The 19,391-nt window shown below is 66.0% G+C and carries 16 protein-coding genes; all 16 read right to left on the bottom strand.

Annotated features, from left to right (window positions below; genetic code table 11):
• Positions 1-22: 22 nt before the first annotated feature.
• The 16 genes from AC1DXS_RS05465 to AC1DXS_RS05390 all read right to left on the bottom strand — a co-directional run bounded on the left by AC1DXS_RS05465 (position 23) and on the right by AC1DXS_RS05390 (position 19,391).
• A complete protein-coding gene (locus AC1DXS_RS05465) occupies positions 23-1,105 on the bottom strand; it encodes a GlxA family transcriptional regulator (protein WP_477736540.1) in 1,083 nt (360 codons plus the stop codon).
• A gap of 8 nt (positions 1,106-1,113) precedes the next feature.
• Complete coding sequence (locus AC1DXS_RS05460; protein WP_413325357.1) at positions 1,114-1,983, bottom strand: ABC transporter permease; 870 nt, start codon at positions 1,981-1,983, stop codon at positions 1,114-1,116.
• Positions 1,976-3,013, bottom strand: a complete 1,038-nt coding sequence (locus tag AC1DXS_RS05455; RefSeq protein ID WP_477736539.1) for a quaternary amine ABC transporter ATP-binding protein — start codon at positions 3,011-3,013, stop codon at positions 1,976-1,978. The genes AC1DXS_RS05460 and AC1DXS_RS05455 overlap by 8 nt, the downstream gene beginning before the upstream one ends.
• Before the next feature lie 218 nt (positions 3,014-3,231).
• Complete coding sequence (locus AC1DXS_RS05450) at positions 3,232-4,323, bottom strand: FAD-binding oxidoreductase (protein ID WP_477736538.1); 1,092 nt, start codon at positions 4,321-4,323, stop codon at positions 3,232-3,234.
• Positions 4,324-4,370: 47 nt separating this feature from the next.
• The gene (locus AC1DXS_RS05445) at positions 4,371-5,627 is read right to left on the bottom strand and encodes an aromatic ring-hydroxylating oxygenase subunit alpha (RefSeq protein WP_477736537.1); all 1,257 of its coding nucleotides are present in this window, start codon (positions 5,625-5,627) and stop codon (positions 4,371-4,373) included.
• 13 nt (positions 5,628-5,640) lie between these two features.
• The gene (locus AC1DXS_RS05440) at positions 5,641-6,417 is read right to left on the bottom strand and encodes an electron transfer flavoprotein subunit beta/FixA family protein (RefSeq protein ID WP_477736536.1); all 777 of its coding nucleotides are present in this window, start codon (positions 6,415-6,417) and stop codon (positions 5,641-5,643) included.
• Complete coding sequence (locus AC1DXS_RS05435) at positions 6,414-7,526, bottom strand: electron transfer flavoprotein subunit alpha/FixB family protein (protein ID WP_477736535.1); 1,113 nt, start codon at positions 7,524-7,526, stop codon at positions 6,414-6,416. The genes AC1DXS_RS05440 and AC1DXS_RS05435 overlap by 4 nt, the downstream gene beginning before the upstream one ends.
• Positions 7,523-9,406, bottom strand: a complete 1,884-nt coding sequence (locus AC1DXS_RS05430) for a (Fe-S)-binding protein (protein WP_477736534.1) — start codon at positions 9,404-9,406, stop codon at positions 7,523-7,525. The genes AC1DXS_RS05435 and AC1DXS_RS05430 overlap by 4 nt, the downstream gene beginning before the upstream one ends.
• 1 nt (position 9,407) lies before the next feature.
• Complete coding sequence (locus tag AC1DXS_RS05425) at positions 9,408-11,468, bottom strand: oxidoreductase (protein ID WP_477736533.1); 2,061 nt, start codon at positions 11,466-11,468, stop codon at positions 9,408-9,410.
• 9 nt (positions 11,469-11,477) lie between these two features.
• Positions 11,478-12,011 (bottom strand): DUF5943 domain-containing protein, encoded by a 534-nt coding sequence (locus AC1DXS_RS05420; RefSeq protein ID WP_477736532.1) that lies wholly within the window; start codon positions 12,009-12,011, stop codon positions 11,478-11,480.
• Between the two features lie 181 nt (positions 12,012-12,192).
• Positions 12,193-13,074, bottom strand: coding sequence for a glycine betaine ABC transporter substrate-binding protein (locus AC1DXS_RS05415; RefSeq protein ID WP_413325673.1), 882 nt, complete (start codon positions 13,072-13,074; stop codon positions 12,193-12,195).
• Positions 13,075-13,172: 98 nt separating this feature from the next.
• Complete coding sequence (locus AC1DXS_RS05410) at positions 13,173-14,144, bottom strand: dipeptidase (protein ID WP_413325338.1); 972 nt, start codon at positions 14,142-14,144, stop codon at positions 13,173-13,175.
• A gap of 12 nt (positions 14,145-14,156) precedes the next feature.
• Entirely contained in the window at positions 14,157-15,431 is a 1,275-nt protein-coding gene (gene glyA, locus AC1DXS_RS05405; RefSeq protein ID WP_413325336.1) for a serine hydroxymethyltransferase, read from the bottom strand.
• A gap of 12 nt (positions 15,432-15,443) precedes the next feature.
• Entirely contained in the window at positions 15,444-16,097 is a 654-nt protein-coding gene (locus AC1DXS_RS05400; RefSeq protein WP_477736531.1) for a sarcosine oxidase subunit gamma, read from the bottom strand.
• On the bottom strand, positions 16,090-19,086 hold the full coding sequence (locus AC1DXS_RS05395; RefSeq protein ID WP_477736530.1) for a sarcosine oxidase subunit alpha family protein: 2,997 nt from the start codon (positions 19,084-19,086) through the stop codon (positions 16,090-16,092). Before AC1DXS_RS05395 ends, AC1DXS_RS05400 begins: the two co-directional genes overlap by 8 nt.
• Positions 19,083-19,391, bottom strand: a complete 309-nt coding sequence (locus AC1DXS_RS05390; protein ID WP_413325329.1) for a sarcosine oxidase subunit delta — start codon at positions 19,389-19,391, stop codon at positions 19,083-19,085. Before AC1DXS_RS05390 ends, AC1DXS_RS05395 begins: the two co-directional genes overlap by 4 nt.

Raw genomic sequence — 19,391 nt, 5'->3', positions numbered from 1 at the left:
TATGCGGCCGCGGCCGCGCGCTTCAGGCGGCGCGTTTCAGAGGCACCACGCGCTTGCGCGAGACCCTGGTGCGCGCTTCGCTCTCGCCCACCTTGCCGCGGCGCTCCTCGCTGGGCGCGTGCCCGAACAGGCTGCGGTAGGCCTTGCAGAAATGCGAGGACGACTGGAAGCCGCAGGCCACGGTGACCTGCATGATGGGATGGCTGCTGTGTGTCAGCAGCTCCTGCGCGCGGCGCAGCCGCAGGTTCATGTAGTACTGCGCCGGGTTGATGCTGAAGTAGCGGTGGAACAGGCGCTCCAGCTGGCGCAGCGAGAGCCCGACGGCGCCGGCCAGCTCGGCCAGGGGCAGAGGGTCTTCAATGTTGGCCGCCATGATTTCGGCGGCCTCCGTCAGATGCTGGTAACCGGGGCCTATGCATTCGGGCTGCGGGATGCGCTGGCGGTCGTTGCTGGCGCGCAGCCGCTCCACGATGAATTGTTCGGAGATGTCCATCACCAGCTTGGCGCCGTGGGCGCCGCGTATCAGGTGCAGCATCAGGTGCAGGGGGGCCGTGCCGCCGGAGCAGGTCATGCGGTCGCGGTCGAGGATGAAGACCTCGGGCGCGAAGCGCACCTTGGGAAACTCCTCGCTGATGGCGGCCAGGTTTTCCCAATGGATGGCGCAGCGGTAGCCGTCCAGCAGCCCGGCGCTGGCCAGGGCAAAAGAGCCCGTGCACAGCGCGCCCATGACCGCGCCGCCGGCGGCGCAGCGGCGCAGCAGCTGGCGCACGCCGTCGTTCGTGACGCTGCGGATGTTGACGCCGCCGCAGACAAAAATCATGTCGCAGCCGGCCAGCTCGGCCAGCTCCCCGGTCGTGGCCAGCGCCAGGCCGTTGCTGGCCACCGCGCTGGCCTGTTCGGGGTTCACCACGGTCCACCGGTACAGCGGGCGGCGGCTGATGTAGTTGGCCATGCGCAGCGTTTCCACGGCGTTGGCAAACGCGATCATCGAATAGTCGTGCAGCAGGATGAAGCCGACGTGGGTGCCGTCTTTTTTAGGCTTGCCCTCACCGGCGCCGGCAGCTGCGGCTGTGGGCGGGGGAGGTTCAACCGGAACGCGTGGCATGGATGCTCCTAGTCACTGCTCTCGCGGGCCACGCCAAAACTCTCGGTGAGGCGGTCGAGGATGATGGCCAGCAACACCACCGCCAGCCCACTCTCAAACCCCAGGCCGATGTCCAGTCGCTGGATGCTGGCGAGTACGTCGTTGCCCAGGCCGCCCGCCCCCACCATGGAGGCGATGATGACCATGGACAGCGCCATCATGATAGTCTGGTTGACGCCGGCCATGATGGTGGGCAGGGCAATGGGGAGCTGCACCTTGAACAGCAACTGGGTGGAGGTGCAGCCGAAGGCATTGCCCGCTTCGACCTGTTCGGAACTCACCTGGCGTATGCCTAGGCTGGTCAGGCGCACCACGGGCGGCATGGCGAAGATCACGGTGGCGATGATGCCGGGCACCCGGCCCAGGCCGAACAGCATGGCCGCGGGGATCAGGTAGACAAAGGCGGGCATGGTCTGCATGAAGTCCAGCATGGGCCGTATGGTGGCGTTCACGCGCGGCGCGCGGGCGCACCAGATGCCCAGCGGTATGCCGAAGAACAGGCTGATCAAGGTGGCTGAGAGTGTGAGCGCCAGGGTGACCATGGTCTGCAGCCAGAAGCCGGTGACCACAATCAGCGTCAGGGCCAGCGCCACAAACACGCCGAATTTCCAGCCCAGCCGGCGCACGCCCACGACGGTGGCCACCAGGATGACCGCCCAGAAGGGAACGGCCAGGGTGCCGATCTCGACCCACGTAGCAAATTTTTCGACCACCACACCGATGGAATCGAAGACGGCGGCGCCGTTGTCCAGCAGGTGTTTCACCCCGGCGTTGACCCACTTGCCCAGGGGCAGGACGTCGTGGGAGGCTTCGGTGATTTGCGAGAGAAGATTAGACATGGCGAGCCTCTTGAGCCATTCGGACGAGCAGGCTGCGCGCGGAGATGCAGCCCAGTAATTGGTCGGTGGCGTCGAACACGCCCACCGGTTGGTCCATGCCCAGCACAATCTTCATGGCTTCGGGCAAGGTGGTGTGGGACGCCAGGCGCGGCCCGCCGTTGTAGGAGTGGCCGTTCAAGCCGGGGTCCAGCAGGTCGGCCGCGGTCAAATAGCGCGAGGTGTCCACGCCTTCGAAAAAGCGTCGCACATAGTCGTTGGCCGGCTGGGTGATGATCTGGTGGGGCGTGCCTTCCTGCACCAGGTTGCCGCCTTCCATGATGGCAATGCGGGTGCCGATGCGCAGGGCTTCTTCCAGGTCGTGCGAGACGAAGAGCACCGTGCGCTGCTGCTCGCGCTGCAAGTCCAGCATCAGGCCTTGCATCTCGACGCGCTTGAGCGGGTCCAGCGCCGAGAAGGCTTCATCCATCAGCAGGATGTCGGGGTCCACCGCCAGGGCGCGCGCCAGCCCCACGCGCTGCTGCATGCCGCCCGACAGTTGCGAGGGATACTTCGCCGCGTAGGTCTGCAAGCCCACCTGGCTCAGCACTTCCATGGCCCGGTCCTCGCGCGCCTTGCGCGGCGTGCCCGCCATTTCGAGGCCGAAGGCGGCGTTGTCCAGCACATTGCGGTGCGGCATGAGCGCGAAGGACTGGAACACCATCGCGACCCGCTTGCGCCGCCACTTGACCAGGTCGCATTGCGGCAGGGCGGTGATGTCTTCGCCGTCGATGTTGATGGAGCCTGAGGACGGTTCGACCAGGCGGTTGATGAGCCGGATCAGGGTGGACTTGCCCGAGCCCGACAAACCCATGAGCACGTAAATCTCGCCCGGCATGACGTCGAAGCTGACTTTGTTGACGCCGACGACGTGCCCGGTCCTGGCAAACACTTCGTCCTTGCTCAGGCCTTCCCCCAGCAACTTCACGGCTTCGGAAATATTGCTTCCGAAAATCTTGTAAAGATTTCGGACACTGATCTTGGGTTTTGTCATCGTATGTCTCCGGGGATTTTTCACTGCATGTTTCGGTTATTTTTATGAGCAAGCAGCGTGCCACGATTCTCTCGGGCGAATATGTTTCAAGCTATAGGGTTTGTCCATGGAGGACCTCGATTTCTGCCGTTAAATACGAAAAGATCTTCATGGTTGCCGAGAGGAGTTCGAAGTGATTCCAAAGTGACTCTTGAATCGGTGCATGCACGCTTTTGAATTCACCGATCCAGTGCAACATCACTCACGGGTTTGCTGCAGCAAGGCAGGATCCATCCCTGGTCGATCTCGCGCGGGCGAATGCCGCCGGCGTGTTTCATCTCTACCTGGCCGGAGATTTTTTTGGTTTTGCAGGTGCCGCAGAGGCCGCTGCTGCAGGAGGAAGGCAGGCGAAAGCCCGCGGCCGTGGCGGCCTGCAAAATCGTCTGGTCGCTGCGGCACGAAAAGCTCTGGCCCATCTTCTGCAGTTGAATTCTGTAAGTGGAAGCGCCGCCCTCGGCCGTTTCCTGCGGCGCGGGGGCTGCTTCCAGATCGGCGAACGAAAAACTTTCTTCGCGGTAGCGCTGCATGTCGTAGCCCGCGGTCGCCAGCAACTGGCGCACGGCCGCCATGAAAGGCGCTGGGCCGCAGGTGTAGACATCGCGCTGCAGGAAGTCGGGCGCGATATGCGCCAGCCGCGCCGCATCCATGCGTCCGATATGCCCGGCATAGGCGCTGCCGGCTGTGTGCTGCTCGCACACGGTGGCCAATCGCAGTTGCGCCATGTTGCGCGCCATCAGGGTGAGCTCTTCCGGGAACAGCACGTCGGCGGGCGTGCGCGCGCAATGCACAAACACGATGTCGGCATCGCTGCCCAGGTCGTGCAGTGCACGGGTCATCGACATCAAGGGCGTCACACCGCTGCCGCCCGACAGGAACAGGTAGCGCTGTGCCGGCGCCTTGAAGCAGCTGAATTCCCCGGCCGGTCCGATCACGCCCAATGACATGCCGGGCCGCAGATTGTCGTGCAGCCAGTTGGACACGGTCCCGCCCGGCACGCGCTTGACGGTGATGCTGACCAGGTCGGGGCGGGTGGGCGTGCTGGACAGCGTGTAGCAGCGGTTGATCTTGCTGCCTGCGATGTCCAGCTCCAGCGTGATGAACTGGCCCGGCAGGTAGCGAAAGCTGCGAGGGCCGTCCGCCGCCAGCACAAAGGTTTTGACGTCGTGCGTCTCCTGGCGCACCTGGACACAGCGCAGGGTTTCGTCCCGGTCGGAGGACCAGGGCGGGGAGGCGGGCGCCGCGAAATCAGGAACGTGAAGAGAGGTGGACATGGGGATGGGCCAGAACGCTGGAAATGTCGGTGGATGTTTACCGGGATCTACCGGGTCAGTGCACTGAGGCGGTTCACATACCAGTTGCAGAATTTTTCGACCAGGCCTTCGGTGTACGGTGAATACGGTCCGGGCTGGTAGGCGCCGGTGGCGATGCCGATTTGCGACTCTTCCACCAGGCGGCGGTCCTGGGCATTGGTGGCATTCCACACGGCGGTCAGGTTTTCCACGGTGTAGTCCACACCCTCCACCGCATCCTTGTGCACGCACCAGGTGGTGCGCACCAGGGTCTTGGTGGCCGAGATGGGCAGCACGGAGAAGCTGACGATGTGGTCGCTCATGAAGTGGTGCCACGAGTTGGGCTGCGTCCAGAACGACAGGCCGCCCAGCGCCGGATCGACAAAGTCGGCCAGCAGCTTTTTGGAGGCGACTTCGGCATTCATGGTTTGCGACTGGCCGGAGCGGTCTATCGGCAGGCGCTGGGTGCGAAAGCCCGTCACGCGGTCGTCCAGGGTGTCGATCTCCGCCGAGGGCAGGCCCATGGCTTCCCAGCGTTTGTGGCTGGCGTCCATGATGTCCTGGAACTGTTGCTGCCCGGCGGCGTTGTGCTCGTCCGGCTTGTAGCCGAAACCGTATTCGTACAGGGAGATGGTCAGCTCGGGGTGGTTGCTCATGCAGTGGTAGCACTCCCGGTTGTTTTCCATGGTGAGCTTCCAGTTGCAGTCTTCCACGATGTCGACCTGGGCCGCGACCTTGCACTGGCTCAGCTGGTGGGGCGCAATGTAAGGCGTCATCTCGGACACCATCTGCTCGAAGTCTTCCGGAGGATCTTCGGCCAGGCAGATGAAGATCAGACCGGCCAGGCTGCGCACATGCACGGGCTTCAGGCCTGAACCCGTGGCATCGAAATCATCACCCATGTGCTTGGCGTGGATCAGCTTGCCGGTCAGGTCGTAGGTCCATTGGTGATAGGGGCAGACGATGTTGCCCACCACGCCTTGCCGGCTGGCGCACAGGCGCGAGCCGCGGTGGCGGCAGACGTTGTGGAAGGCCCTGATCTGCATGTCGTCGTCGCGCACGATCAGGATGGAGTTCTTGTCGAAGTCCACGGTGATGTAGTCGCCGGCTTCGGCGATCTGCGGTTCGACGGCGACGAAGATCCAGTGCTTGCCGAAGATGTGTTCCATGTCGGCCTGCAGCACCGTGTCGCTGAGGTAGAACGGCGCCTCCAGGCTGTAGCCTGGGCGGCGGCGGGCCAGCAACTCACGGGTCAGCAGGGTTTGCGCGGAAAGGGTCTTTGTCATAGTGGGCGTTTCGTCAAAAATGAACAAGAGAATGGGTGCGCAGGTAGTCCAATACGGCCTGCGCCTTGGTGTGTGGATCGCCTGTTTGCAGCACGGCGCCGCCCGTCGAGGGTGATTCGATCGCGCCCAGCATGCGGGCGTGGCCGCTTTGCTGGGTGCGGGCCTCCAGCAGCTTGCGGCGCTTGCTGCCGGCAACCCGCTGGCCTACGGGTGCTGATGTGGCTGCGGCTGCGGGCTTGGTCGCCTGAAGCGGCTTGCGCACGATGCGTCCCGCCATGGCGTCCGCCAGCGAATGGCGCAATGTGGGCGATGCGGCGGCGCTGACCACCAGCACGGCCGGTGCATGCACGCGCAGGCGGCGCCGCGCGCCCTTGGGCAGGGCCTGGGTCACGATCCAGGCGGAACCTTCGGCCTGTATGCCCAGGACATCGGCGACCACGGGGCGCTGCAGCGCGGCCGCCAGGGCATAGGGCAATATTCCTGTGCTGCCGGTGCCGTGTTCGGCTTCGGAGCGGGTTCCCGCCAACACCCAGGGCACATCGCGCAAGGCCGGCAGCAGGCGTGCCGCGATGTCGGCGTCTTCGCCGCATTCCCGCACCTCCAGCAGCGGCGCGCCCAGGGCCAGGTAATCGCGGGCGACCGCATCGGGCAGCGGGCCCGCCGTCAGCAGCCGCACAGTGCCCGACACACCCAAGGCCAGGGCGGCTGCGGCCGCATCGGCGCGGCTGCGCACGGGCCGGCCGCTGACCGCGTGGTTGCGCGCCGCCACGAGTACGGTGATGTCGCTCATGCGGCCTCCTTGTGTTGGCGCACCAGTTCCAGCAGCGCCTGCATCAGGGCGGCGCTGTCTTCCACCACGGTCAGGTCGGCGCGGCGCGCGATGGGCGCTGAGGCGTCCAGGTTCACCGCAATGACGTGGCGGCAATCCTTGATGCCTTGCAGGTGCTGCACCGCACCGGAGATGCCGAGCGCCAGGTAAGCCGAGGCGGAGACGGTTTTTCCCGTGGCGCCGATTTGCTGGGTACGCGCAAAACGGCCATCGTCCACCGCGACGCGCGAGGCGCCGACGGCGGCGCCCACTTCCAGCGCCAGCGAGTGGAACAGCGGCAGGTCGGTGACGCCGTTGCCCGCGGCCAGGATGAAGTCGGCTTCCTCGAGTGCCAGCGTTGTGGGGTCACCGGCCTGTACACCCAGGTCCTCGATGCCGCGCTCGGAAACGACAGGCATAGGCAGCGCGGGGTCGCGCACGCCGAGCCCGACAAAGGGCAGTTTGGTGCTGGCCACGCCCTTGGCCAGCAACATGACCTGGGCATGCGGGCGCAGCCAGTCCTGGCCGGCGCCGGCAGGCACGCGCAGGCTGTCCGCCCCCAGCTCGACCACGCCGCAGGCCAGGCCCAGGCCGGCCTGGACGGCAAAGCGGCGGCCCAGCTGGCCGTCAAACCCGGTGTCGGCGAACAGCCAGTGTTGGGGCGCCCAGGCGGCCTGCAGGCCTTGCAGCCATTGCACGCAGGCTGCGGGCTGGTAGCGATTCGCATCAAAATCCTCGGCCGTCAGCAAGCGGTCCGCGCCCAGTGCGGCCACATCGTCATGGCAAGGCCCCAGCACCGCCAGGATGACTTCGGTATCGGCCGAGGCCAGGATCGCCGCCGCCGCAACCGCCTGGCGTGCCGCGTCGCTCAGTGCGCCGCGCTCCGCGCGGGCTACCACCATGGTGGCGTGGCTGAAAGGGCCCTTGCTGCGCACCGCCTTGGCAACCGGCGCATCGAGGCGGTTTGCGCTGATGCGTTCGCCTTCGCTGCTGCCCAGCACGATGCGCCGCAGGCCCGCGGGTGTGATGATGGCGGGCCGGCGCGGGTCCACGCGGCGCAGCTGGCCTTGGGGGGCGTGTGCGGTGCTCATGCGACCTCCAATGCATGGGCCAGCAGTTCGGCCACGTCGAGCACTTCGGGCCGAGGCCCCACCACGCCTTCGAGCATGGCGGTGCAGTTGGGGCAGGCCACGGCCACCACGCCTGCGCCGGCAATTTTTGCATCGGCGATGCGGATATCGGGAATGCGGGTGGTGCCGGGAATGTCGGTAAACGGCGCGCCGCCTCCGCCGCCGCAGCAGCGGCCGCGCTCGCGGTTGCGTTCCATCTCCACGACCTTGATGCCAATGCCCTTGAGCACGGCGCGTGGCGCGTCCACTTCGCGGCCGTAGCGGCCCAGGTAGCAGGGGTCGTGGTAGGTCACTGCCTCCACGCTGCCGGCGCGTGTGGGCTGCAGCTTGCCTTTGGCCAGCAGGTCGGCCAGCAGCTGGGTGTGGTGCCAGACGTCGAAGTCACCACCCATGGCGGGGTATTCGTTTTTCAGCGAATGGAAGATATGCGGGTCGGGTGTCACGATGTGCTGGAAGCTGCGCGCCTTCAGCGTGGCGATGAGCTGGCGGGACAGGCGCTGGAAGCCATGCTCGTCGCCCAGGCGGCGCGCCAGGTCGCCGCAATCGGTTTCCGCCGCGCCCAGCAGGGCGATCTGCAGGCCGGCTTTCTGCAGCGTTTTGATGAAGGCGCGCAGGGTGCGCTGGTAGCGCATGTCAAAGCCGCCTTCGCCCACCAGCACCAGCCAGTCGGTCCGGCCGCCGGCGTCGAGCACCGGCACATTCAGGTCGGCCGCCCAGTGGTGCCGCGCCGTGAGCGGGAAACCGCCGGCGGTGTCGGTGTCGCGCAGCTGCTCCAGCACTTCCATGCCCTTGTTGGGCACCACGCCGTCCACCAGGGTCATGTGGCGCCGCATGTCGACGATGGCGTCCACATGTTCGATCAGCATGGGGCATTCCTGCACACAGGCCCGGCAGGTGGTGCAGGACCAGAGCGTCTCGCTGTTGATCAGGCCGTTGACGATGGGCAGGCCGGGCGCCCCGCCGTGCTGGCCTATGGGCTGGCCTGGGTAAGGGCTGCCTGCGTAGCCGGCGTCGGTTTTGGCGCTCATGCCGACGACCAGGTCCTGGATCAGCTTCTTCGGGTTCAGCGGCTGGCCCGCCGCGAAGGCCGGGCAGGCGGCTTCGCATTTGCCGCACTGCACGCAGGCATCGAAGGACAGCAGCTTGTTCCAGGCGAAGTCGGCGGGCTTGCCCACGCCCATGTCGTCGGCGGTGAGGCGCAACGGCTTGAGGGCGGTGGCGAAGCGTTTGTTGCCAAAACGCTCGGGCCGCGGATGCAGGCCCAGGTGCAGCAGGCCGGCGACGGCATGTTTCATCGGGCCGCCCAGGCCTATGCCCAGCGCCAGTTCCGCAGCGCCGGCGGCAAAGGCCAGGCTGATCAAGCCGGCCAGCCAGGGCGCGAGTGCGGTGCCGGTGAAGGCCACTGCACCGACCAGGGCCACGGCGGCCGCGAACAGCATCAGCGAATAGGGCAGGCGGCTCCACGGGCCTTTGGACAGGCGCGCTGGTGCGTTGCGGCGGCGCGAAGCCATGGCGATGGCGCCGGTCAGCATCATCAGCCCGGCCAGCAGCAGCGCCGCATCCAGTACCCGCAAGTACAGGCCCAGGCCGTAGTTCAGCGCGACCAATGCCAGGGCCAGGATGGCGCCGCCGGCCACGCCGACGTGGGCGCGGGCCACAAACGGCTCACGCGCCACCACGTCGTGCAAGTCCACAAAGTAGCGCTTGGGTATTTGAAACAGCCCGCGCAGGTCCACACTGGCCTGCCGGCCGGTTTTCCAGATAAGCGCGCGCCGGCCCATGCCCCAGGCCAGGCCCAGGACGGCAAGCCAGAACACGGCGCTTACAAGCTGCGGCAGCATCTTAAAAGTCCTTGCACAGGCGCAGCGAGTCGTAGATCGCGGCGTGGATGTTGTGCATGGAGACGCAGTCGCCGACGCGGTAGAGCAGGAAGTCCCCCTTGCCGGTGGCCTGGCTCAAGCCGGGTTGCGGCTGCGCGTCGTACAGGGCCTCGATGTCGGTCTGGCCTTTGTTGAGCGACAGCGGCTTGAGCTGCCAGTACAGGCCGTCATTGGGCAGGATGCCGTTTTCGATGACCACCTGGTCGACCGCGCGCTCTTCCAGCGCTTCGGTGTATTCGTTCTTCAGTACGGCGATCAGTTTGTCGCCTTCGCGGTAAACGCGCTCCAGCCAGAAGTTGGGCGTCTGGATCACGCCGCTGGCGTACAGCTGGCGGTAGAAGATCGGGAAGGTGGTGCCGCCCACATCGTCGGCGACCTTGACGTCGGGCGTCACGATCTCCACCAGCTTGCCGCGCGCGGCAATGAAGTCGGCCGCGCCGGTACCCGCATGGGTGCTGATGCTGTCATACACCAGGACGTTTTCGCCGGGCGCAACCGCGCCCGACAGGATGTCCCAGCTGCTGACGCACAGGCCCTGGTCCGCGCCCCAGGCGGGCGTTTGCCCCATGTGCGGTGTGCCGCCGGTGGCCAGCACCACGATGTCGGGCTGCTCGGCCAGGATCATTTCCTGCGTGGCCGCCACGCCCAGGCGGCGCTGCACGCCCAGGCGCTGGGTCTCCATGTCGAACCAGCGGATGATGCCGGCCATCTGCTCGCGTTTGGGCGGCTTGGCCGCCAGGTTGACCTGGCCGCCGACGACGGTGTTTTTCTCGAACAGCACCACCTCGTGGCCGCGCTCGCGGGCCACGCGCGCGGCTTCCAGGCCGGCCGGGCCGGCGCCGACCACCACCACCTTGCGGCGGACACCGGTGGTTTTTTCAATGGTGTGCGGCATGGTTTCTTCGCGGCTGGTGGCGGCGTTCTGGATGCACAGCACGTCCAGGCCGTTGTACTGGCGGTCTATGCAGTAGTTGGCGCCCACGCACTGCTTGATCTGGTCTTCCCGGCCGTCGCGGATCTTGATAACCATGTGCGGGTCGGCGATCTGCGCGCGGGTCATGCCCACCATGTCGACCATGCCGGTGGCCAGGATGCGCTCGGCCTGCGAGGCGTCGCGAATGCTTTGCGCGTGCATGACGGGCACTTTGGACACCGACTTGATGCCGGCGGCCAGGTGCACAAAGGGCTCGGGCGGCAGCGCCATGGGCGGCATGCAGTTGACCAGGGTGTTGTGCGTATCCGCGCCGGAGCCGACCACGCTCAGGAAGTCGATCAGGCCGCTTTCCGACATGGCCTGGGCAATCTCCTTGGCCATCTCGTGGCTGATGCCGTCTTCATGGAATTCGTCGCCGCACATGCGCATGCCGACGCAGAAATCGGCGCCGACCTGCTCGCGCACGGCCTGCAGCACTTCCATGCCGAAGCGCAGGCGGTTTTCCAGGCTGCCGCCGTACTCGTCGGTGCGGTGGTTCACGCGCGGGCTCCAGAACTGGTCGACCAGTTGCTGGTGCGCGGCGGAGATTTCGATGCCGTCAAGGCCCGCGTCCTTCACGCGTTTGGCGGCCCGGCCGTAGTCGGCCACGATGCGGCGAATCTCTTCGATCTCTATGGTCTTGGCGTTGCCGCGGTGCACCGGCTCGCGTATGCCGGAGGGGCTGACCAGGTGCGGCCAGTCGAAGCCGTGCCAGGCATTGCGCCTGCCCATGTGGGTGGCCTGGATCATCAGCTTGGCGCCGTGCTTGTGCATGGTGTCGGCCAGCTTGGCCAGGGGCTCGATCACCGAGTTCTTCGCCAGGTTGACGGAACTCCACCAGGACCAGGGGCTGTCGCGCGACACCGGGCTGGAGCCGCCGCAGATTGCCAGGCCCACACCGCCCTTGGCTTTTTCCTCGTAATACCGGATGTAGCGCTCGGTCGGGTTGCCGCCTTCGGCATACACCTCGGCATGCGCGGTGCTGACGATGCGGTTGCGCAGCAGGACCTGGTTCAGGCGGATGGGCTCAAACAAATGCGGGTAGCGCATGGCGAATCTCTAGAGGGGGCTGACGGTGAACACGCAGTGCTTGTGGCCTTCGGCCGCGCACTGGGTTTCGGCGCTGGTGGTGCGCACGGCCGAGCCGCTGGTCTCCAGCACCCAGTCCATGGCGCCCGAGAACCAGCCGGCGAACAGGTAGCAGACCTTGCTGTGGTTCACCGGCACGCCGGCAATGCCTTGCGCCAGCACGAATACCGAGTGCTCGAGCTTGATCTTTGCGCGGCCGGTGGCGGCGTCCGATTCGATGAAGGAGAACAGGCCCCAGCCGCGTTGCGACAGGCGCTTGAGGTAGTGCTCGTAAACCGCCATGCCGGACAGCCCGTGCGTGGCCGCCTCTTTCTGGCACCAGAAATACGCCGAGCGATGCCCCGCCTTGTAGAGCGCGGGTGCGTACACCTCGCGGCCCACCACGGCCTCGGTTTCGACATGGTTGTTGACGAAGAAGTGCCGCGGCACATAAATCATCGGCAGGCCGTCGGTGGTCCAGATCCCGGTCTGGGCATCAACTTCAATGGGGAGTTGCGGATTCATCTTGGGAGTCTCGTTATGGATGTCGGAACACGGCCTGGAACACGGCCTGTTTGTGTCTGGCGGAAAGCAAAGGTCAAACCACGGGGCAGGGGAAGGCTTCACCCCCGATCCGATGGCGGCCGGTGGTCCCAGGCCGGCTGGGACCACCGGGCCGCTATCTGCGCCCGGTGTTTGCGGCGCTTTAGCCGAGCCAGCTCGAAACACGCGCGGCGTTGTCGTTCATCCACTTCTCGGCTGCCGCGTCCGCCTTGGAGCCGCCTTCGACGGCCAGCATCACGGCGCCGATTTCTTCCGGCTTCCACGAGAATTTCTTCAGGAAAGACACGACAGCCGGCGCCTTGGTGTTCAGCGCCGGGTTGATGACGCTGTCCACGTGCTCTTCGGCGCCGTAGATGTTTTTCGGGTCGGCCAGGAAGCGCAGCTTGTACTTGGCGAACATCCAGTGCGGAATCCAGCCTGTGACGGCGATGGATTTGTTGGCGCGGTAGGAGCGGTCGAGTTCGGCGGCCATGGCCGGGCCGGAGCTGGGCAGCAGGCGCATGTCCAGGCCGTAGGCCTTGATGGCTTCTTCGGTTTTGCGCATCACACCCGCGCCGGCATCGATGCCCACAATGCGGTTGTCGAAATCGGCGCGGAAGTTGTTGAGGTCGGTCAGGCTGGTGGCCTTGACGTAGTCGGGCACGATCAGGCCGATCTTGGCGCCGGGGTAGTTGGCGCCCAGGATCTGGACCTTGTCCTTGAAGCTGGTCAGGTAGGCTTCGTGCGTCACCGGCAGCCAGGCCGACAGCGTCATGTCCAGGTCGCCGCGCGCCACGCCTTGCCACATGATGCCGGCCGCCAGCGGCACCAGCTCAACCGGGTAGCCCAGCTTGCTGCGGATGATGGCCGCGGCGAGGTTGGTGGTGGCCACGCTGTCGGACCAGCCGTCGACAAAACCGATCTTGATCGTGGGTTTGGCCTGGGCAAAGGCGCCCATGCCCGTGGCGGCCAGGGCCGAGGCACCCAGTGTCTGCGCCAGGAATTTGCGGCGCTGGCCGAGGGAGATATTTTTTTGCGGTTTCATCATGGTACGAACACTCCTGATTGATTAGTAGAAGGCAACGAAAGCTAAGAAGGCAAACAAGGCAAACAAAGAACAACCTAACCTGTCGGGAGTGTCAACTACACGCCCCACACCTCACCAAAAACACGGAGCCAGTTGCGCCCCATGACCTTTGTGATCTTGGCCACCGGCCAGCCCGCGCGTTCCATCGCGGCTGTCAGGTTGGGCATTTCGCCGATGGTGCGTATGCCCAGCGGGTTTTGCACGGTGCCGAAATTGGTGAGGCGGCGGAACTGCCCCTTGTCGTGGGTCAGCATGTCGAAGAATTCCTTGCCGTAACCCTGGGTGTGGTCGGTTCCCACGCCTACGCAGTCTTCGCCCACGATGTTGATCACATAGTCCAGGGCTTCGACGTAGTCCTCCACCGTGGCTTCGGGGCCGCGCTTGAGAAAGGGAGGAAACATGGTCACGCCGATAAAGCCGCCGCGGTCGGCGATGAATTTGAGCTGCTCGTCGCTCTTGTTGCGCGGGTGTTCCTTCAGGCCGGCCGGCAGGCAGTGGCTGTAGGTGACGGGCTTCTTGGATTCGAGGATGGCTTCTTCCGACGTCTTGGCGCCTACGTGTGACAAGTCCACCATGATGCCGACGCGATTCATCTCGCCGATGACTTCGCGGCCGTAACCGGAGAGGCCCCCGTCGCGCTCGTAGCAGCCGGTGCCAATCAGGTTTTGCGTGTTGTAGCAAAGCTGGACCACGCGCACACCCATGTCGGCAAAGGCTTCGATGTAGCCGAGCTGGTCTTCAAAGGCGTGGGCGTTCTGGAAGCCCAGGATGATGCCGGTCTTGCCGTCTTTTTTGGCTTGCTCGATGTCGGCCGTGGTGCGCACCAGCGACAGCAGGTCGCTGTTTTCGCGGATGGATTTCTTCATCTCGGCGATGTTGTGCACCGTGCTCTTGAAGTCGTCCCACACCGAGACGGTGCAATTGGCGGCGCTGAGGCCGCCTTTTTTCATGTCCTCGAACACCTCACGGCTCCACTTGGAGATGATCAGGCCATCGATGATGAGGGAGTCTTGATGCAGCGTGCTCATGGCGTTTGTCCTTTAGGCGTACAGAGGGAAACGGGTGGTCAATGCTTTGACGCGGGCATAGACCGAAGCTTCTACGGAGGCGTCGCCGGCGGGGTTGGTCTTCAGGCTGTTGAAGACTTCCAGCATCAGCCGGCCGACTTCTTCAAACTCGGCCACGCCGAAGCCGCGTGTGGTACCGGCGGCCGTGCCCACGCGTATGCCGGAGGTGATGGTCGGTTTCTCGTCGTCGAAGGGGATGCCGTTCTTGTTGCAGGTGATGCCGGCGCGCTCCAGCGCCACCTCGGTGGTATTGCCTTTGAGGCCCAGGGGGCGCAGGTCGACCAGCAGCAGGTGGTTGTCGGTGCCGCCGGTCACGAGGTCCAGGCCGCCGGCCTTGAGCACCGCACCCAAGGCCTTGGCGTTGGCCACGACCTGTTGTGTGTAGGCCTTGAAGCCCGGTTGCAGCGCTTCGCCAAAGGCCACGGCCTTGGCGGCGATGACGTGCATCAGCGGGCCGCCTTGCGAGCCGGGGAACACGGAGGAGTTGATCTTCTTGGCGATCTCCGCGTCGTTGGTCAGCACCACGCCGCCGCGCGGGCCGCGCAGGGTTTTGTGGGTGGTGGAGGTTGTGACGTGGGCGTGCGGCACCGGGCTGGGGTAGACGCCGGTGGCGACCAGGCCGGCCACATGGGCCATGTCCACCATCAGGAAGGCGCCGACCTTGTCGGCGATCGCGCGAAAGCGCGCCCAGTCGATGGTGCGGGGGTAGGCGGAAAATCCCGCGATGATGAGTTTGGGCTTGTGCTCCAGGGCCAGGGCTTCGACTTCGTCATAGTCGATCAGCGAATCGGCGCGGCGCACGCCGTACTGCACGGCCTTGAACCATTTGCCCGAGAGCGCCGGCTTGGCGCCGTGCGTCAGGTGGCCGCCGGCCGACAGCGACATGCCCAGCACCGTGTCGCCGGGCTGCACCAGCGCCAGCATCACCGCGGTGTTGGCCTGCGCGCCGGAGTGGGGCTGCACATTGGCGAACTCGCAGCCGAACAGCTTGCACAGGCGTTCAATCGCCAGGGCCTCGACCACGTCCACGTGTTCGCAGCCGCCGTAGTAGCGCTTGCCGGGATAGCCTTCGGCATACTTGTTGGTCAGCACCGAGCCCTGGGCTTGCAGCACGGCCTGGGAGACGATGTTTTCCGAGGCGATCAACTCGATCTGCTCGCGCTGGCGCTGCAGCTCGTGGTCCATGGCCAGGCTGACGGCCGGGTCGGCCTGGGCCACGCCTGTGGAAAAGAAAGCTTCAGTTTGCATGGGGACGCTCTTTCAAACGATTTCTAACAAGGGGGTGAATATCGGGTCGGCGCAGTGCGCCGGGCTGGTGATGCACAGGCGGTAAGGCCTGGCGGTGCGCTCCAGCAGGCGCCAGGTGTAGTCGGCGAAGCTGCGGCGGAACACCAGCACCACACCCTCGGTGTCGGTGCGCACCACGGTGAAGCCGGTCTTGGACGCCACGGTGCTGGCGCAGCGGCCCACGGCCAGGCTTTCGTAGTCGTAGGGGCCGAGCTGGCGCAGCAGCAGCAGGTGGTCGGGGCCGCTGATGCGCAGCGCCGTCAGGCCGCCGCTGTTGTCCACCACCTGGGCGAACACGCCCTGCAGCGCAGTGGTCAGCGCGGCCAGCAGGGCATCGCGGGCCGAGCGCTTGCAGGCCAGCAGCCATTCGTCGGGCGAGACCCACAGCACCGCGCCGGCGGTGGTGGCCACGACCGACATCGGCCGGGTCGGCAGGGCCTGGCCCAGCACGCCGGCCACGCCTTGCATGAAGGCCGTGTCGTCGGCCTTGCCGCGCAGCACGATGTAGCCCAGGTGGGGCAGCTCGCTCATGGCCACGCGGTTTTCTTGGGCGGGCGTTGCCGCGCGGGCGGGCAGGCCGAAGGCGTGCAGGGGGGATTCCAGCATGACGTTGGGGGGGTTAAACATTTTGGCGGTCGCCTTTCACGTCCACGAATACGCTGGAGCCGACCTTGGCGGGCGTGACCTTGCCGTGGGCATGCACATACAGGGTCTGCTCCTTGCGCTGCAGGCCGCCGGCGACCACGGCCATGGCGATGGAGCGGCCCAGGAAGGCGCTGTGGTAGCTGGAAGTCACATGGCCCAGCATCTGGTTGCTTGCGCCGGCGGTGGGGCTCTCCATGATCTGCGCGCCCTCGACCAGCACGCTGGCCGGGTCTTCGGGCAACAGCCCCACCAGCTGCTTGCGGCCTTCGCGGGCCGTGTCGCTGCGCGACAGCGAGCGCTTGCCCAGGAAGCTGAAGGGCTTTTTCATGCCGACGGCCCAGGCCATGTCCAGGTCCATCGGGCTCATGGAGCCGTCGGTATCCTGGCCGACGATGATGAAACCCTTTTCGGCGCGCAGCACGTGCATGGTCTCGGTGCCGTAAGGCGTGATGTCGAACTCGGCGCCGGCGGCCATCACCGCCTCCCACAGCGCGCGGCCGTAGCCGGACTCGACATTGAGTTCATAAGACAGTTCGCCCGAGAAGCTGATGCGGAACACGCGCACCGGCAGGCCGTGCACCGTGCCCGCGCGCCAGTCCATGAACTTGAAGCTGTCGGGCGAGAGGTCGATATCGGCGCAGAGCTTGGCCAGCACCGCGCGTGATTTGGGCCCGACCAGCGCGATGGTGGACCAATGGTCGGTCACCGAAGTCATCCAGACCTTGAGCTCGGGCCATTCGGTCTGGTGCCAGCGCTCCAGCCAGTTCAGCACCCGGGCCGCGCCGCCGGTGGTGGTGGTCATGTAGAACTGGTTTTGCTCGATGCAGGCGGTCACGCCGTCGTCCATCACCATGCCGTTTTCGTCCAGCATCAGGCCGTAGCGGCATTTGCCGACGGCCAGCTGGGTCCAGGCATTGGCGTAGATGCGGTTGAGGAATTCGCGCGCATCCGGGCCGTCGATCTGGATCTTGCCCAGGGTGGAGGCGTCCATCACCGCCACGCCGTTGCGGGCGGCCAGGCATTCGCGGGCAACCGCGGCATGCAGGTCTTCACCGGGCTTGGCAAAGTACCAGGGACGTTGCCATTGGCCGACCGGCTCCAGTGCCGCGCCGCGCGCCACATGCGAGGCATGGATGGCGCCGTAGCGATTCGGGTCGAACAGCTCCCCGGACATGGTGCCGGCCAAAGCGCCCAGGCTGACCGGCGTGTAGGCCGGGCGGTAGGTGGTGGTGCCGACCTCGCTGACCGGGCGCTTGAGCGCGCGGGCGGTGATGACAAAGCCGTTGACGTTGGACAGCTTGCCCTGGTCGGTGCCGAAGCCCAGCGCGGTGTAGCGCTTGACGTGCTCGATCGAGTGGTAGTTCTCGCGCACCGCCAGTTCGATGTCGGCGGCGCTGACGTCGTTCTGGTAGTCGACAAAGGCCTTGGCGCCCGCGCCTTCAACCTTGCCGTCGGGCAGGCGGAACATGGGGCGCGGCTGCAGGCGGCGGGGCTGGGGGCAGGACGGAACCGGCAAGGTGTCGGTCTTGCCGCAGGCGGCCAGCACCTGCTGCATCGCCTGGGTGGTTTGCGCCAGTGCGTCGGCCAGCTCGAAAGCGCCGGTGACCGAACCGGCGCAGGCAACACCTTTGCGACCCGTGTGCGGCGCCACAAAGGCCGCGAGCGATTCGTCCCACTGCGGGCGGCTGCCGTCGTGGCAGAACAGATGCACCGTGGGCGACAGGCCGCCGGAGCTCAGCACCACGTCGCAGGCCAGGAAGCTGCCGGCGCCGGTCGCTTCATCGCGCGTGGGGTGCAGGGGCACAAGCCTGACGCCCTTGACTTCGCCGCCACCGGTGGCTTCGGCAATGCAGTGGCCCGCCATCACCTTGTAGCTGCTGTTGCGCGCCACCGCGCTGTGGCGCACGTCGGCCACCGTGACCTGGGCGCCGGCCTTGGCCAGGCTTTCGGCGCAGTCGTGGATCAGGTCGCTGGTGCCGCAGATCACCACGCGCTGGCCGACGCGCACGCCGTAGCGGTGCAAAAAGGTCTGGCCGGCGGAAACCGTCATCACGCCCGGCAGGTCGTTGTTGCCGAACACCAGGGGGCGTTCGATGGCGCCTGTGGCCAGGACCACCTGGTGCGCGCGGATCTTGTGCATGCGGTGGCGCGGCAGGTGGGCCTGGCGCTGCCCGGGCGCGATGTGGTCCTGCAGCAGCTCCACGGCCTGCACCAGGTTCTGCTCATACATGCCGAAGGCGGTGGTGCGCACCAGGACCGTCACATGCGGCATCTCGGCCAGGGCGGCCTGCACCGAGCGGATGTAGGCGTCGCTGCTGCGGCCGTCGATCTGCGCGTTGGGGTCGGACAGCAGCCAGCCGCCGAGTTCGTTCTGCTCGTCCAGCAGCAGGGTCTTGAGGCCGGCGCGGCCGGCCTGCAGCGCGGCCAGCAGGCCGCAGGCGCCGCCGCCGACGACCAGCACGTCCACATGGTGGTGCAGGTGGTCGTAGTCCTCGGGATCGGGTTCGGCCGGTGCGTCGCCGAAGCCGGCGAACTTGCGGATCACGGTTTCATACAGCGGCCAGAGCTTTTGCGGCCACTTGAAGGTCTTGCTGTAAAAGCCGGCCGGCATGAAGCGCGAGCCCTGGCCCAGCACCGACTTCAGGTCGAAGTCCAGCGAGGGCCAGCCCGAGGTGGAGCGGGCGCTCAGGCCCTCGTAAAGCTCGGCCTGGGTGGCCTTGACGTTGGGTGTGGTCAGCGCGCCCGTGCCCAGCTGCACCAGCGCGTTCGGCTCTTCCGCGCCCGCGCCTATGATGCCGCGGGGGCGCCCGTACTTGAAGCTGCGCGCCATGCGGCGCACGCCGTGGGCCAGCAGGGCGGAGGCCAGCGTGTCGCCGGGGTGGCCGGTGTAGTCGCGGCCGTCAAAAGTGAAGTTGACCGTGCGCGCGCTGTCGATGCGCGTGCCGGTCTGGGGAACCCTGGAGCCGCTCATTGGGTTTGCTCCTTGGCCATGTCGGCCAGAAACAGCGCCTTGCCTTCGGCCAGGGTCCAGGTGCCGGCGATTTCATAGGTGGCGGTGTTGCGCTTCACGGCAAATACCTTGCGGCAGGCCGCGGTGTGCTGCCACTGCTCCCAGAACCAGCCCTTGGTGTTGCGGCGCATGAACACATAGTCGCCCCAGGTGGCGTCGTCCACAGCTTCAGGCTGGAGTGGGCGGGGGATATAGGCTTCACCGGCATTGCTGAACTCTTCTTCGTCCCGCGTTTCGCCGCAGTGGGGGCAGTGCAATAAAAACAT

The organism is Polaromonas sp. P3_B1 (assembly GCF_056402935.1).
Note: the sequence above shows the minus strand (reverse complement) of the source record. Positions and strands in the feature narration are given on the sequence as shown.